This window comes from Legionella sp. PC997 (assembly GCF_014109825.1).
GTDB lineage: Bacteria > Pseudomonadota > Gammaproteobacteria > Legionellales > Legionellaceae > Legionella.
Window position 1 is genome coordinate 49,221 of sequence record NZ_CP059578.1, and the last position, 15,013, is coordinate 64,233.

The following is a 15,013-nucleotide window of genomic DNA, read 5'->3' on the forward strand; positions in this document are numbered from 1 at the left end:
TCATTTTTCTCCTTTAAAATATTTATCGGATAAGTTGTCTATACCCAATTTGTTTGCTCCTTTATCTACAGCATGCCCTGGGATAACACCTGTTTTCGCATCATACTTCCAATCTGGTTCTTTCTCTTTATGTTCTCTCATTCGAGATGCTTTGGTTTCTAAAATATGTTTAGGAGAACTTGGATGGAGGTTAAATTCAGGTATGCCATGCATATCATTTAATTTTGTATTCACTTGACTTTCTAGGGCATTTTCCCTTTCATCAGTAATGCCAACACTCAGTTTTTGTGCGCTATCGGTTAACGCATTACTATTTTTTTGATAATTCGTACCCATGTTGTTGTTCTTTGAGTTTAAAGATTGGCTTTCATTCTGATAGAGGGCATCCATTGAAGAGGCCGATTCTTTTGTACTGTATTCACCGATTAATTGCTCTCGCTTGATATCAACAAAGACACTCGCTAAATCTTCTAATTCACGGATTGAACCCATATCTCCAGGATGCGCAAACAGTTCATCACGATGAGAACTACCCACCCTTGATGCAACAAAAGATGGAAACGCTTGATTGAGATCAGCTGTAATTTGCTCGGATTTTGATTCCACATAATGTTTGGCCTCTGCAATTCTCCTGGCTCGAGTTTGCGATACATCGAAGTTATGGCTGGCGTTTTCAGCCTCTCTGATATCAACCCCCATCTGATTAGACAGTGAAGCTGCTTCAGAATGACTGTCCTCAAAATGATGAGTTTTAGCAAATTGCGTCACATATTGGCTTGCTTTATTAAAATCTTCGGCTTCTTGGGCAGAAACGACATTGTCATAACCTTCATAGGCGCGGTAGGCATTAGTTGATGCACGTTCATATTTAAGATGAGCATCCAATCCCCCTTTAATACCGAAAATTTTTCCGGCAACACTTCTTTGAAGGTCAACACCTCCTGATATTCCATGTCCACCACTGGTCATTGCTGCAAAGGCATCTTCTTTGCTTATGCCGTTACGATGCGCCACATCTTGCGCTATTCGTGACATTTGAGAGAGTGCATTAGAATATTGAGCAGATTCAGAAGAACTAATTCCGTCCCCAAGACGCATATCGTGACCTGATAATTGAGACAATGCTAGTACGCGATGGGCAAAATTACTCAAAGCAGACTGATAGGCTTTACCCTCATTGGCAGCTACTTGAGTAGATTGCTCATACGCTTGATTCAACGAGCCTGTTAGAGCATGGGAGTCGGCAATATGTATATGACTTTTAGTCATTCCAGGGCTCACATCAAAGACCGAATCTCCATTGCCTGTCACTGTTTTTAAGACGCCACTTCCTAATTGTTCTGTATGCATACCTTGCATATGCGTCCAATTGGAATCGTGTTTGTTGGCTGAAAAATTATTGGCAGTAGTATTGTAAAAACTGGTTTGACCAAGACCAAACGAGCCACTTGCAGCCTCCCCTGCCGCCGACATACTGGATCCTTGCATATGACTCATCATGCTGGTTGCCAAATTACTAAATGCACCACCTAATTGAGAGACTAAACCATGCGACAGGAAAGGAATAAGCATCATCAAATAGCCACATGCCCCTGATATATCCGCATGCAATTCATTAATCTTATCCAGATTCACCATCGTAAACAGACCGTATTCACTAGAGGAAGAGGCTCCATAAATGGTCATTCCTGCATTAAGAATGGAAAATAGTACCGGCCAAAATTGCAGTGACATAAAAAACTGCATATAACCATAAAGAATCTTAACCCCACTTGGTAACGTGGCTAAAGCAACAATCAAAGGAAACACACCAAATAATAAAAGTGTTAAGCAGGTATGAGTAATGGGTAAAATCCACAATGCTTTTTGACCTAGCACTTCCCAGCTCCAACGATGTTGTACCTGAGATTTGGTAAATTGTTGATTAACAATCCCTGCAGTTGCATCCGTAAATGCTTGGTAATGCGTCACCCCATCTCCCATTGCATTAATCATCATGTTTTGTAAAAAAATGTTACTGGAGGAGTCCGATAAACCCTGGTAATAATCAAAGGCGGATTTAAGATGAGTGCTAAATAATGCTTCATAAGTTGTATTTTTAGGTTTTCCAAATAAATTCACCCCAAAAAAGCTATATGCTTTTTTAATTTCAGCATCAAGTTTTTTGCGCAAACTGTATTGCCCCTCCAGTTTTGAGGCTTGCTGACAGGTAACCAGCTGACCATTTACACCAATCATGCGAAGGGGTGATGCTTTCGCGGTTATGAGATTCCAAATGTCAGTGGAATGGGCTAAATCTCCAACACTGTACTTCCGATTTAAACGAATATCCCCTACAACACAGACACGAAAATACTCATTTATTTCTTCTTTGAGCACGGGATCTTTAATGCGAAATGAGGTTGATGCAGAAACCAGACGTGAGCCAAAGAGAGCACCCGTCTTTGTGTATTGCAAATCATCGGGCATCGTCAGCAATGCATCATAAGCTTGTGCTAGACCATAGCCAATGGTTGTGACTAAACTGGCGTTTAAGGCAAATACCACAGGTACATTATCTACAAGTTTTGGCGTTTGCGAAGAAATGTCCTCAATCAAGACGGAAGTTTTAGGTACTAGCACCCCATTTACAAACAACACATAACCTATAAACCAACGAGCAAAAGCCATGGGATCACGGGTTTTTATAAAACCGATGGTTGCCATGACAATTCCAATTAACGCTGTAATTCGTAAAAGTCCCAAGAAACTGTCCTGTTTCATGAAGGCACTAATGGCATTGAGCACGTGTTGGAATAATTCACCACCAGCTAAAACATGAATCGTTATCATTTTTGTTCTTCCTTAACCTGCTGTGCTGTTCATTTGAGAAGCTACTTGCTTTTCGATTTGTGCCATGCGCTCAATCAATGTGAGTTTTTCTTGGAGTTTTCTACCTATCTTGGGATCAATAGAGGCTACACGCGTAGTTGCCTCATTAATTCGCTTGTGAATTTCTTTGACAAGATCTGTATTTAATTCAGATCCCGCTGTGGCCACACTGACTTCACGCAATAATTCAGTGAGATAGTTCGTTAGCAAGTCCTGGGCGATTAGCATCGAATACTCTTCAATATCTACCGCACTACTGCCATAGTGCATACTGTTTAATACGGACAAAAATTTCATGACAGGAAGAGAGGTCATGCTTAAAAAATTAAGCTCGCGATTGCCAGGTTTTTCATCATTAATGAGCTTTGTATTAATGGTACGAATGATCTCACGCACCTTATAAGTAAGCATTGAAGTTTCGGCAATGGTGATATCTTGCAAACTCACTTGCATGCACTGATTGTTGCTGCCAGAGTCTTTACAGCGCCATATTTTGGCAGTACGTGCACCTGCCCCACTGCCAACCAACGCATTAATTAAGTCTGCATTCCCTGCTAGAGAAGGGACAGTAATTACCTTTCCCTCTTTATCAATAATTAAAGTCCCGGTTAAACTCATCACCATTTCAGCTAGCTCCTTGTCACTATTTAAAAATGACTTGGATTGCAACAATGACCATATAATATTTTTATTTAAAACAACCTGCTTTTTACGCTCAGGGTCAAGGGATGCTTTGTTCATCACATTATCAAAGCCGGAACCAGAGCAAGCCATACGTGCTTTCACATAATCACTAAATAGCCCTTCTTTACCCATGGCCGCTTGATCCTTACAAATTTTTTGTTGGCTTTCTGCGGTTTTTGGCCATACACCACCCACCATATTTTGTGAAAGCTGACATGAGTTGATACTTGCCTGATTGGCCATTTGTTCTAATTGCTGTAAATAGTCTCTTACCTGTTTGAGTTCTGGAACAGTTGACGCCAGCATCACATCCACCGCATAGGCGCCTGCATTAGTCATTACTGATTTTCCCAAATCTACTAATTTTTGTTCGCTTATAAAGCTCATACTACCCGTGAATAAATCAATGCCTCCACATCCGGCTCGATAACTCGGTAAGTCCAATTGCACCAACTGGTACTGGCGAACCTGATTGCGGGCATAAAGTGAACCTCCACCAAAATATCCTGCGGCCTGGGATTCAAAGGCCGCAGGTGAGGCCACATTTGATGCATAGCCTATTCCATTAAAAAAACTATCCAGATCTTGATTTACAGTAGCTTCAACTGTGGAGAAAAGGCCAATCAAACCAAGTATGAGAAATATTTTCTTCATCACATTCTCCCTTTGTTCTCATACTTTTTGACTTTCGCAATGAGCGATTCCATGCGGTTATGTAGCTCAGATTCTGTCATTGAACCAAAACCAACGGGATATAAAGCTTTCGTTTTATGATTAACCAAAAAAAGTGCTGGATAATTGATGGCATTACTACCAAAAGCGGCATTAATCCATTCAGTAGTCGCTGGTAAAAAATTTGGAAATTCAGGTAACGGTTGATTATCCAATGACAAAGCCAAAACTTCTGCTTTGTTACGATTTGCCCACCCTTTTAATATTGGTGCAAATCGCTTGCAATGTGGGCAAAGGCTTCCATAAAACAAAATGAATCCATGGGTGCTAAAAAAACTCTTCCCATTTTTATTGCTAACTTGAACAAATCTCTGTTTAGCAGATAGTTCATGCTCAGCAATCATGGTGGTTAGCCATTGAGATTCTTTAGCATCAGCAGCAAAGATAATAAAGGCTAAAGCAAATCCTAAAAAAATACGCGCACGCATCATTCATCTCCTTTAAATTGATTGGCAACTTGCTTTATGCGCTCCATCAAGACATCCTGTGTGGTTAGACCGAAAGCAACGGGTGATACCCTCTGGGTTTGAGGGTTTACCAAAAGTAATGCGGGAAAGTAATGCACACCCAATCGATTGGCTTGTCCCTTATCAATTCGGGAATTCATAAGCTTGGAAGATGTGACACCATCAATACTAATTGGCATCATTGCAATGCCGAAACGTTTGCAGAAATCAATAATAATAGGGATCTGTTTCAAGTCATAAGGGCTTTTCCCACGGTAGAAAAACAATAAACCATGAGATTTAGATAAGCGGTTAATAATCTCTATTGTTTGGGATTCGCGTACTTCATCAGTAATTTTTGCACCGAGATTAGATGTGGGATGGGTCACTGTGTAATCATATTCAGGATGTTCCAACATTGTTTTTTGAAATAACGATTTAAATCGTGAGGATTCTTTAAGCCAATAATCCTGGAGGCTTAAAAATACCCGCATGTCCTCAACCTTTTTGGTGTAGCGCGCTTTATGTAAGGCTTCCATTGTATAAAAACGAAGCACTTCATCACGCTCGGTAAAACTAAGCTGGTTAAAAGGAGCACCTCGAGATGTGGGTTGCCTTTCCTTTTTTTGCTCCTTTTCGATGCTATACCACAGAAAACCCACTGGTTTGTCTGCGAACACTCCCAGTGAATTTAAAAATATCAAAAGAGAAATAAACCATTTAATCATGTGCACGTCCCATCTGTTTTAAGCGTTCAATATGAGACTGATTGACGGTAGATATTTGTTCTTCATTGGGCAGTACTTTTCGGGTTAAGAGCTCTTGGGTAATTGGCGATAAATCCAGAGCAGAAAAATTTATACGTTCCAATTCTTCTGGAGTAACACCACGGCAATTGGCTTTATTGTCCTCATCCTTTGCCCAACCAAAGGAAATTCCTAGCTGATAAAAACGGCCTTGAATTTGCAAAATGGAAGCCAATTTTGTGGGGAATACACACCACGATTCTTTTTCCTCCAAGCAAAGTCCTAGTTTTTTTAATGCACAAAAATTTCCTACTTTATATGCTCTCCCCTCTTCTTTAGCTTTGGCAAGTCGTTTCTCATCCTCACTGCAATGTGTCATATGGTAACTGCCTCGGCAACAATTGCGTACATCTGCTTTTACTTTGCGGCAAGTTGAATTAGCTCCCGTAAAAATCGCAGGCACGCCACTGCGAACTTGCTTGGTTGCAACATCAGAAGCCACTCCAGCCAAAGCCCCAAGGCGTGATAATCCCTCCGCCTCATCATCACTTTCTTCCTCAAATGACACGTCACACGATCCATCGCTGCAGGGTACTTTATCAGGGCAAAAGGTTTTTTCAGGAAAACAGACTTGATTCATGCAGGAAAATGTTTGTAAATACCGAACACATAATCTATTGGATGTCTGAAGGCATTGTGAATTTACTTGAGAACAACCTTTATTTAACAAGGCCAAGCAAAAACTATTTTCTAAATAGGAGCATTGATAGTGTGAAGCATAACCCCAGCATGTTCTGGTAATGCCGATTCCATCAATGATTTTTGTGGCATTTGGCTCAAGGCATGAATTGCTATTTTTCAAAATACAGGAATCTGAGGCTTTTTTTTCGCAAGCCTGGGTTATCCAGAAATCTTCACTTACCAGTTGCTTTAACTTGATATTAAGAGTTCTAGACCCTTGAATAATTTTTCCAAATGAAACGGTTAGGGTCGCATCTTTGCAGGTAGGTTCTTTTATGATTTGTAGTACTTTATTTCTATACTTTACTTCAAGATTTAATACTTCACAGGAAGGATTTATTTGTGCAAGATTTGCTGGACTGCATCTTTTGTTGTATTTGCCACATTGGGTTAAATCAAAGGTTGTCTTTCCATGGGGAAACATGGCTTCGCGAGTGAAATTTTGTGTGAGAGGTTTTAGGGTGACCTTAAGCGTTTCACCACACGATATAGTTTTATAGCCAACGGTTTCTTCGCAATTTTTTGTCTCTGTAGTTGACTCACAATAACCTGGCTCTTTATAGCAGACGCCATTGATCGCATCTTCTGGATTTTCAAGCAATCGTTCGGCATAAAGCATTTCAGGACTATTCGGATTGTAGCGTCCTTTGTTACGAGAACCTGCCTGTTGATACACCTCTAATGCAGCCGAATCGTTGGACAGTGCGTTTAAGCCTGAAGAGGACAAAGTATTCATCCCTTCTTGTGGGAAAAGGTTCGTCTCTTTGGGATTTTGCGTATAGCCATTTAAAACACTTGTAGGATTAAATGCATTTAATGTTTGCAAAGCTTCTTCACGTGCTTTTAATGCATCCGATGGAGTTAGTGCCATTCCTGAGTTAATGAATAGGGATAAGAATGAAATCAATATAAAATTATTCACCACTTATTCTCCTTGCATCTAGCATTGAGAAGTGGGTATCTCCATGGCCTGCAATTCGTGATAATCCTTCTTGTATGGTTAAATGACCGTAAATCACATCAAAATTTTGTTCATCTTCGACTACTAAGGCAGGTACTTGCTGAATACCAAAGCGTTCAAATAAGGTGGGATCAATGGCCAAGTTCAAGTTTGGAATATGTTGACTTAATTCCATAATCTTAAGTGCAGTATCCCTCATTGAATTATGATGTAGTCCATTGAGATATACTGGGATATGTAAACGACTGCTTTCTTTGAGTGTCTCTTCCAAAAACCTATCGGGCATTGAAAAACTAACAAAAACCGATACCGTTGAGGCATACAGTACATTATTCGCAAACCAGCCAAGTAGTAAAATTATTCCTTTTCTTAGCATCTCAATCTCCGTTTAAAGGAACGTACAATTACGCTTTCGCCATACTAAAAATCCATATTGGTTCGGGGTATGGGGTTTAATTTTTCCAAACTCCCAAGCTAAAGTGCTTAAACCACCTGGATAGCAGTGTTTTCCATCGGCCACCTGGTTCACCATCTCATAGCGATAGCGCGATTTTGGTGTCACTGCATAATGATGTTCTTTGCAAATTGCATCAGGCGCAGGATTTGAATCAGACAGTAACAATTCACGATGCATTTTGTAGTTCATGCGCTCTGTCAAAAGTAAAGCCGTTTGCACGGGAGAAATAGGGGCATGTACATGTCCTGTCAGCGGATAATGAGTTCCTTGGCTTCCTGCACACCAAAAAAGGTTATCTATGGGTTTCTTGGTTAACGTCGAAGAAAGTGCGTCCGCAGCACAGGCAGAAGCTGCCACAGGATTTCCAAACAAGACCGACTCAGGGCTTAGGACAAAACTCATTTCAGAGTCCTGCCACGTTGGGTCAAGTTCGGTGAGATAGGCAATATCAAAATCCCCTCCTTGCATACACCCTAGTGAGGTAATGATATTAAGCCAGCTTATAAGCGGATATTTGTACCAATGAACGTGGAAAAAAGCACGTTGCTGGCCATTCCCCACCACATGGCGCCCTCCCCTACTCTGTTTCAAACCCAAATTGAGTTTGATACCTCCTAAATTCACCAGACAATAGGGTGTATCGGTGACATCGGTGAGCGCCACAGGCTCCCAAAATCCAATGTTCAACCCAACGCGCATCCCCATAGGCCCTGGACATACCCCGATAGGACTTGACGCATTGTCGGTATCGGGAAGAGATGAATTAACTACCTTGATATTTCCAATGGATAAGGGAAATAAGCATCTCCAACATACGTTCTGAATCGGATTTACAAAATTTCCAGTACATTGCTTGCTCCATCCTGAATTAGAAAAAACGAAGAGAGTGGCAAGAAGAACGACTCTAAATGACATCCCCATTCTCCTTAATGGCAAGCTCTTGAATAACCAGATGATTTTGGTGGCGTGTCACTTTTGCCGGGATGTGGGAAATGTGTAGTTTCCTAGTAATCTTACCTGCTTGATCGAAATAAATGATCGAGCTCAACCGTTTTTCAGCTTTATTGATGGCACCGCCTGTCAAAATGAATTTAGGAGTTAAACAGTTTGCTTTTTGATAGGATGCCCAATTCAGTTGCGCCTCATCATCGGCATTAAAGAACAACCAACAGGGTTGATAAAAGGGCATTTGTCTTAATGCATTCACAGTCGTGCCGTGGGCAAACAAAACTCGACCTCGTTCATCATGTATGTCCTGGCTTAAAGTGATTTCCGGCACATAGTCGTGCTTTATTGAATGATTGATTCGTGGGAGATTTAATGCGCTTGGTCTGTTGGCATGCTCAGCTACGGTTTGAACCCAGCGATGATTCATTGCCTCAAGCACTCCTCTTGCCTGCAAAGAAGCTAACCGTTCTTCAATGAGTGATAAAAAACTCTGTTCCGCAATTGGAAAAACTTCGCCGATTACACCAAATGATTTGGCATGAATCTGACCTATTGAAATCATAAGAAGAAGCAAGCAACGCATACTATTCACGATCCCATCCTCATGGCACGACTCAACTTCGTTCGCACCTCATCGGTAATATCAACACCTCCGCCAAGAACCTCCGAGGTCTTTAAAATGATGACTTTCTTTTGCTGCGCTGTATCAACCAATATCTGATTAAGTATTAAATTGAACCTTCTCGTCGCTTGCTCCACTTGGGATTCTGTGGCCTTTACTTCAGCCAGTTGCCGGATGAATTGGCTTATTACCTCTTCTTTATCAAAAATAACTATATTTTTTTTAGTTGGCGCACTATAAAAAGAGGTAAGAATAATCAAGGGGGTTAATGCATATCCCCAAAACTTTGGCATTAATCGCATAATTCCTCTCCATAGTATTTGCTTGCAACGTGCTGTATCGCATCACTTAAGCTAATTCCTTGCCTAGTCAACGACTCTATAAGACTTACCTCTTCTCCCGAAGTAGAAAACAGCACACGAGAAAACGGATCGCAAAAATAGCGATGAAAGGTAGTAACATTTCCAAACTGAATCATGAGATTGGAAAATCCTTGGGTTTTCGCCTCCCCAAAAGATTCAATCACACGAGCTTCAAGCGGGCTAAAATGTTTAGGATGTTCCTCAAGATATTGTTTAAATGAGCCCTGTCGCATAATAATTTTGGTGTCACTACTTGCAGCAATCGCACGTCCCTGAATAGTATTCATGGTATCTGAAAGATTCTGGGTAATAACTGCAAAGCCACCCATATGCTTTCTTGCTGTACGAAATCCTTGCTCGATGAAGCTCGCGCATACCGGATTTGAACCACGCGCCAAAAATCTCCAGGCTTCATCAATGATGCAGCGTTTTTCACGCTTTCTGTCGGAGTGATAAAATTGTCCCTGAATAATCACAATCATAACAAACATAACAATGGTCAGGAGCTCAGGATTAGACTCAAGCTCACCCATTTCAAGAACTACCAAATTGGTCCCATTAAGCAGGGGAGTATCGCTGTTAAAGAGGTGTCCATAAATTCCAAGGCTTCCATATTTACTGAGTAAGATAATCAAATCTTTAAGCCTTTGATCACTTAAGGCTTTAGGTTTTTCCAACATTTCTTGCAGGCAAGCTAATACATCATCCATTTTGGTCTTTCTGCCGTGCGTCCTCCAGCAGTGTGTTACGGCATCTAAAAGCCATGCTTTTTGTACTTCCCCCAATGCCTCTGTCGGACTTGCCATTATCGCCAACAAATCCCTGATTTGAATGTAATCATTGACTTGCTCCCCTTTGACTTCCGTAACTCCATCGAAATCAAAAAGCGTGAAAGGGTTAAGCGAAAGTTTTGATGCATCGATGTAGCTGCCGCCCACTACCTCACATAAGTTTTTGTAGGATCCGCCTAAGTCAATAACAAAAATCTGCTGGCCTCGGGATAAACCATCTAAAATTTGGGCCTGCTCAAAGAAGGATTTACCTGCTCCTGTGGAAGCTACGGTGAGTCGATTAAAATTAGTAATCGGCAATACCCTGTCATCAAAGGTATTCAAATAGAACAACTGATGACGATAAGTAGGCACAATGAGTCCCTGCCTTGCTCCTTTAAAATCTGCAACGACCGGCAAAAGATTAGCGACATTTGAATGAGTTAATTTGTTGGTCATGCCCAACAATTCAAGACTTGAAAAAAGACCTTCAGTTAACATAAATGGAAGACTACCTAAGAATCGTAACCATTGTTTGCAACGACTTTGAATGAGCGTAAATCCTAAACGCCTGAAACTTGCAATCGCTTTCGCAATTTGTTCACGTTCTTTGTCCTTGGTTGTATAAAAAATTACATTGTAAAAAGTAGTCATTAGATGCAGTTCGCCTTGAGACGCATGGTCATGAACAAACTGCCATTCGGCTGTTTCCTGCTGAATTGATGGATTTATAAAAGATTGAACCGCATTATTATTGGACTTTAAAGATTTGGCCCGGGCACGCGCTTTTGCTTTCATCTTCTCTTGATTTAAGCCGCGAATAGTAAATGAAATCAAAAAGGGGCATTGAATCCCTTGCTCGGTGTCCAGCAGGTTGGCAAACAAATCCGGTGTTTGCCATAGAGCAAATGGTTTGACTGGATAACGACTTACTTCACAACTCACAATACGTGTTCTCTGGCTTTCCCCTTTTAAATCAGCAATGGATAAATCAATCGCCTCATCCCCAATTTCAAACACCGTCGAGGGGCAAGGAATGGCTTCGGCCATAAATCCATCTGATTCATTGAAAGCTTCTGGCCAGAACAATTCATTGAAATCTGGCGAAATTAATGCCCGCATCAACACCTTAAAAGTCTCTTCCTCACACCTTTTAAACCCAAAACCTGCAACTTTAAGTTCGGATTCAAAGTCAGCCTGCAACAATTGAAGCTCTCTTTCTGTATCGGTTTGCATGGGTCTTGAAACAAAAAGATAGCAACAATAATCAGCAAGACCTGCAGGAACATTACGCCCATTTTTATACCCTTTCTTTATGGCGTTCAGATGATATTTCAGCGTCTGTCGTGCAAGTTCTGCATAAATCCCGCCTTTCTTTAAAATCGGCTCATAATTTTGTGACAGCGAAGCACCAATCCAAGGATGTTTATAAAGCAACACCGTACAATCAGTCCCAACGGTTAATTTATTTTTAAACAAAAGTGATAGGCTGTTCATTAAGGACTCATCAGCACCTGACATAGGGTGAAGCTCTAAACCAAAACCCATTGAATTGCGGTTAACAAAAAAGCCTTTTTCGTTTACCGTTTCATAAGGTAAAAGAGCTTTAATTGAAGGTAAGTCCATAGCAATCGACTCACGGGCTTTAGAATCCGCACTTACAGAAGCAGGTTTGATTCCAGAGGTTTCTCCAAGCATATGGCTTGCACGATGCAATAAATCGCGCGCTTTATCACGAATGATCGTCAAATTTAGGCCCATGATTGCCCCTCCACTTTTCGTGCTATCCATAGAGACTGACCCTGGTTTTGCTTGATGATTTTTCCTTTCAAGGTTTGAAGATTGTTTTTAGCGTTGGTCATACCAGGTCTTGGTTTTATATCATCAGCGAATCGAGTCATCGCATCGACCTGTTCGATCGTCAAACAGCTATCCCCTGCTGTGGTATTACAACTGAAATCTGAATTCATCGTGCCACAACTTGTAAGAAATGCAGTCAGGATAGAAATGCCACAAAATAAACTTAGCCTCATCGCAAACCCCCTGTTTTATTTTGGCTTAAGGTATTTAGACGATTAATACGACCCAAAACTTCGGGAGGTACCGTAAAGTTCATTTCAGGATTTTGGTTTTCATCTTGAGTTGTAATGAGCTCTGGTGATTCTTGTTGGGCTTTGATCTGATTCATAGCATGCTGACTCTTATCTTCATCGGGTTCTAAGTAAAATCCGTCTTTAAAAACCACTGTAACCACATTACCAGAACCTACTTGAATGACAGGATGGTATTGTTCTGCTCGTTTCACGTAGTAGGCAGATAAAGTATCAGCAGCTTTTGAGGCTCCTCCATAGGCAGCAAAAGGTGCGATTTGACTACTAGGAACAACCGATGTTGCACCATATGGCCCAATTGCTTGTACGCTTTGGGCATATTGGGCAGCAGACGCAATCCCAGATAAAGCACCACTAACGCCAGCCCAAGTCATAACCTTGTTATCCCGCATCAGGGGCTTACCTTTAATGCCCACCTTGCCATTGAAAAACACCCAACCTGTGACCTCCTTATCGATAATAGGCTGGCCTGGATGAGCACACGACAGACGATACAATGTTGCAAAAGCACGCTCACTTGAAATATCTCCATAAGAATTTGCACTGACGCGACATCCTCTTAAGCGTGAACGCTGACCATTTGGTAATGTGCCATCCTCCAAAAACTTAAAGAGCATCACGCCATTATTTTTGGATTGGCCATTAACTGATGCATCGGCATCCGCACCGCCTAAAATCACTGCGCGTACTGATGTATTGGATGGGACATAATGAGAGGGATTAAGATAAAAATTAGTATGTGTTCTTTTCATGCGTCGTTTCGGTCGAAACGATATAGTATGAATCTTTGGAGCTGCATCTGATAAGATGGCGCCATCTTTCATTGCGCTGTTCATGGCATAGGTGTTGGGGTTATGCCATAACTGGGGATTTTGTACGCTGTTTAATTCTTGAGAATTACTTTCCTGTTCTGAGGTTGGTTTTTCCTGATTGGCCAAAACCAATTCGCGTACTTGAGATGTGAGTTCTTCTCTTTGTGCCTGCAATTCTTTTTGATGCGCATCATTCATTGATTTAATACTAAGGGTTAATTCACCAATTTGCTTTTTTAGGGACTCAAGCTCTGTTTGTTGCACTGTAAAAGCGTTATCTGCCACCGCATCAGTAAACGATTCCTCAACAATTCCTGTTAAATCAATTGATTTTTTTATCTCCTGAATCTTTTTCGGACGACCATTAGCTAATAGCACTATCATCATTGCAATGAGAAATAAAAGACCGAACCCTGCGACAATCAAGGTACGCACTTGACGCCATTTAACTATTTTATTCCATTGCCAGTTAGCCATGACGACTTGCCTCCACACGGTACAACATGGCTTTTTCACCAGGTTTAAGAGAGGGCTTTGAAAATTTAATCGCGAGAGTCCCTTCTTTAGCAAACCACTCTTGAGATAATTCCAAAGGTTCTTTGCTACCATTGTACAATTCGATAGTCTCCCCTTTTAAGAGCTTGCTATCCCAGGATTCTCGAGGCAAAAGGGTTAGTCCTTTTGACCAGCGCTCAGCACGGCCGTATTGGCGTTTTACGCGCACATCAGCAAAAGGTTTTTGTTCCTCCATATGGTGAAGCATGGCAAGAATTGCTTCGGGAACTGCCTCTTGTGTGATTTTTTTGCTGTTTATTGATTTAGATTTAGTATTGGAAACCGTGACAACAGGTAATGATGGAACCAGTTCAATGGTCTTACCTAATGTCTCTTCACCATTTAATGTTACTGAAAAATGCCGGCCTGCTTCTGTAGTTAAAAACAAGGTAAAGGGATTAGTAGCCGAGAGCATCACATAAACCGAGCCATCCAGCTCATCACGCTTAATGGCCATAGCATTGGGTGGAAATACTGCTTCCATAATTTTGTCGTTTTTGACCACCAAACGGTTGTAATTACTCTGGCTAAGAGTAAGCACAATATCGCTGTTGTCTTTTACAGGAATACTATTGGCACCCATTACCATTGTTGATAATAACGCCAGCGCAATACTTAAGGATTTATGCATCTTGTTTGTCCTCTAAAACCGAAAACTGAACTATTGAAAGACGGCTGTCGATGTATTTGAACTGCAAGAGATAGGTTTTACGCTCATCATTTAATGCTTGAAGCCCTACAAACCGCCTTAAAATACCTGATACAACCACCGTTAGTTCATGCGGGTTGGCTTTATTTTTGTCGATATAAAAAATGGATGACATTCTCTTTGCTTTGATTACCTTGGCCTCATTGGTTAGGTGTCTAAGCATCTGGGTGTAAAGCTGATGATTCACATAGGAAAGCAGACGCTGATGATTGGCATCTACGGTTTCGGGTGTGACATTTAATCGTTCATTTATAAAGTTTTCTGCCATGAGGCTTAGGTAATGTCCATCTACACTAGATGCTGATTTCAAATAGGATGGCGCACCACTAAAAGGGGTCACCTCAATTGTGTGATGGTTCCAAGCGTGAAACAAAAAACAGGACTGCAAAACGTTAGATACCAGAAGACCAAACACTAAAACCACCATTAAATTAAGCCGAGCTGACAGTTGACTTAAGCGACTTTGATAACTTTTAAAATCCATTT

The 15,013-nt window shown here is 41.1% G+C and carries 14 protein-coding genes; all 14 read right to left on the minus strand.

Annotation, left to right across the window (positions count from 1 at the left end; genetic code table 11):
- The 14 genes from traG to traE are packed head-to-tail and all read right to left on the minus strand — an operon-like array spanning position 1 to position 15,011.
- Positions 1-2,832, minus strand: coding sequence for a conjugal transfer mating-pair stabilization protein TraG (gene traG / locus HBNCFIEN_RS17450; protein ID WP_182393743.1), 2,832 nt, complete (start codon positions 2,830-2,832; stop codon positions 1-3).
- Positions 2,833-2,844: 12 nt separating this feature from the next.
- Positions 2,845-4,209, minus strand: a complete 1,365-nt coding sequence (locus HBNCFIEN_RS17455) for a conjugal transfer protein TraH (RefSeq protein WP_182393744.1) — start codon at positions 4,207-4,209, stop codon at positions 2,845-2,847.
- The gene (gene trbB / locus HBNCFIEN_RS17460; protein ID WP_255464432.1) at positions 4,209-4,718 is read right to left on the minus strand and encodes a type-F conjugative transfer system pilin assembly thiol-disulfide isomerase TrbB; all 510 of its coding nucleotides are present in this window, start codon (positions 4,716-4,718) and stop codon (positions 4,209-4,211) included. The genes HBNCFIEN_RS17455 and trbB overlap by 1 nt, the downstream gene beginning before the upstream one ends.
- Positions 4,715-5,461 (minus strand): type-F conjugative transfer system pilin assembly protein TraF, encoded by a 747-nt coding sequence (gene traF / locus HBNCFIEN_RS17465; RefSeq protein WP_182393745.1) that lies wholly within the window; start codon positions 5,459-5,461, stop codon positions 4,715-4,717. The genes trbB and traF overlap by 4 nt, the downstream gene beginning before the upstream one ends.
- Entirely contained in the window at positions 5,454-7,142 is a 1,689-nt protein-coding gene (traN, locus tag HBNCFIEN_RS17470; RefSeq protein WP_182393746.1) for a conjugal transfer protein TraN, read from the minus strand. Before traN ends, traF begins: the two co-directional genes overlap by 8 nt.
- A complete protein-coding gene (gene trbC / locus HBNCFIEN_RS17475) occupies positions 7,135-7,557 on the minus strand; it encodes a type-F conjugative transfer system pilin assembly protein TrbC (RefSeq protein WP_182393747.1) in 423 nt (140 codons plus the stop codon). The genes traN and trbC overlap by 8 nt, the downstream gene beginning before the upstream one ends.
- 12 nt (positions 7,558-7,569) lie before the next feature.
- Positions 7,570-8,553, minus strand: a complete 984-nt coding sequence (gene traU, locus HBNCFIEN_RS17480) for a conjugal transfer pilus assembly protein TraU (RefSeq protein WP_182393748.1) — start codon at positions 8,551-8,553, stop codon at positions 7,570-7,572.
- On the minus strand, positions 8,543-9,169 hold the full coding sequence (gene traW / locus HBNCFIEN_RS17485) for a type-F conjugative transfer system protein TraW (RefSeq protein WP_255464438.1): 627 nt from the start codon (positions 9,167-9,169) through the stop codon (positions 8,543-8,545). Before traW ends, traU begins: the two co-directional genes overlap by 11 nt.
- Positions 9,170-9,174: 5 nt before the next feature.
- Entirely contained in the window at positions 9,175-9,510 is a 336-nt protein-coding gene (gene trbI / locus HBNCFIEN_RS17490; protein WP_182393750.1) for a type-F conjugative transfer system protein TrbI, read from the minus strand.
- Entirely contained in the window at positions 9,501-12,101 is a 2,601-nt protein-coding gene (gene traC / locus HBNCFIEN_RS17495) for a type IV secretion system protein TraC (RefSeq protein WP_182393751.1), read from the minus strand. Before traC ends, trbI begins: the two co-directional genes overlap by 10 nt.
- Positions 12,092-12,373: a conjugal transfer protein gene (locus HBNCFIEN_RS17500; RefSeq protein ID WP_182393752.1), complete on the minus strand. Its 282-nt coding sequence runs from the start codon at positions 12,371-12,373 to the stop codon at positions 12,092-12,094. The genes traC and HBNCFIEN_RS17500 overlap by 10 nt, the downstream gene beginning before the upstream one ends.
- Positions 12,370-13,740, minus strand: coding sequence for a TrbI/VirB10 family protein (locus tag HBNCFIEN_RS17505; RefSeq protein ID WP_182393753.1), 1,371 nt, complete (start codon positions 13,738-13,740; stop codon positions 12,370-12,372). The genes HBNCFIEN_RS17500 and HBNCFIEN_RS17505 overlap by 4 nt, the downstream gene beginning before the upstream one ends.
- Positions 13,733-14,449, minus strand: coding sequence for a type-F conjugative transfer system secretin TraK (gene traK, locus HBNCFIEN_RS17510; RefSeq protein ID WP_182393754.1), 717 nt, complete (start codon positions 14,447-14,449; stop codon positions 13,733-13,735). Before traK ends, HBNCFIEN_RS17505 begins: the two co-directional genes overlap by 8 nt.
- A complete protein-coding gene (traE, locus tag HBNCFIEN_RS17515; protein WP_182393755.1) occupies positions 14,442-15,011 on the minus strand; it encodes a type IV conjugative transfer system protein TraE in 570 nt (189 codons plus the stop codon). Before traE ends, traK begins: the two co-directional genes overlap by 8 nt.
- Positions 15,012-15,013 lie beyond the last annotated feature (2 nt).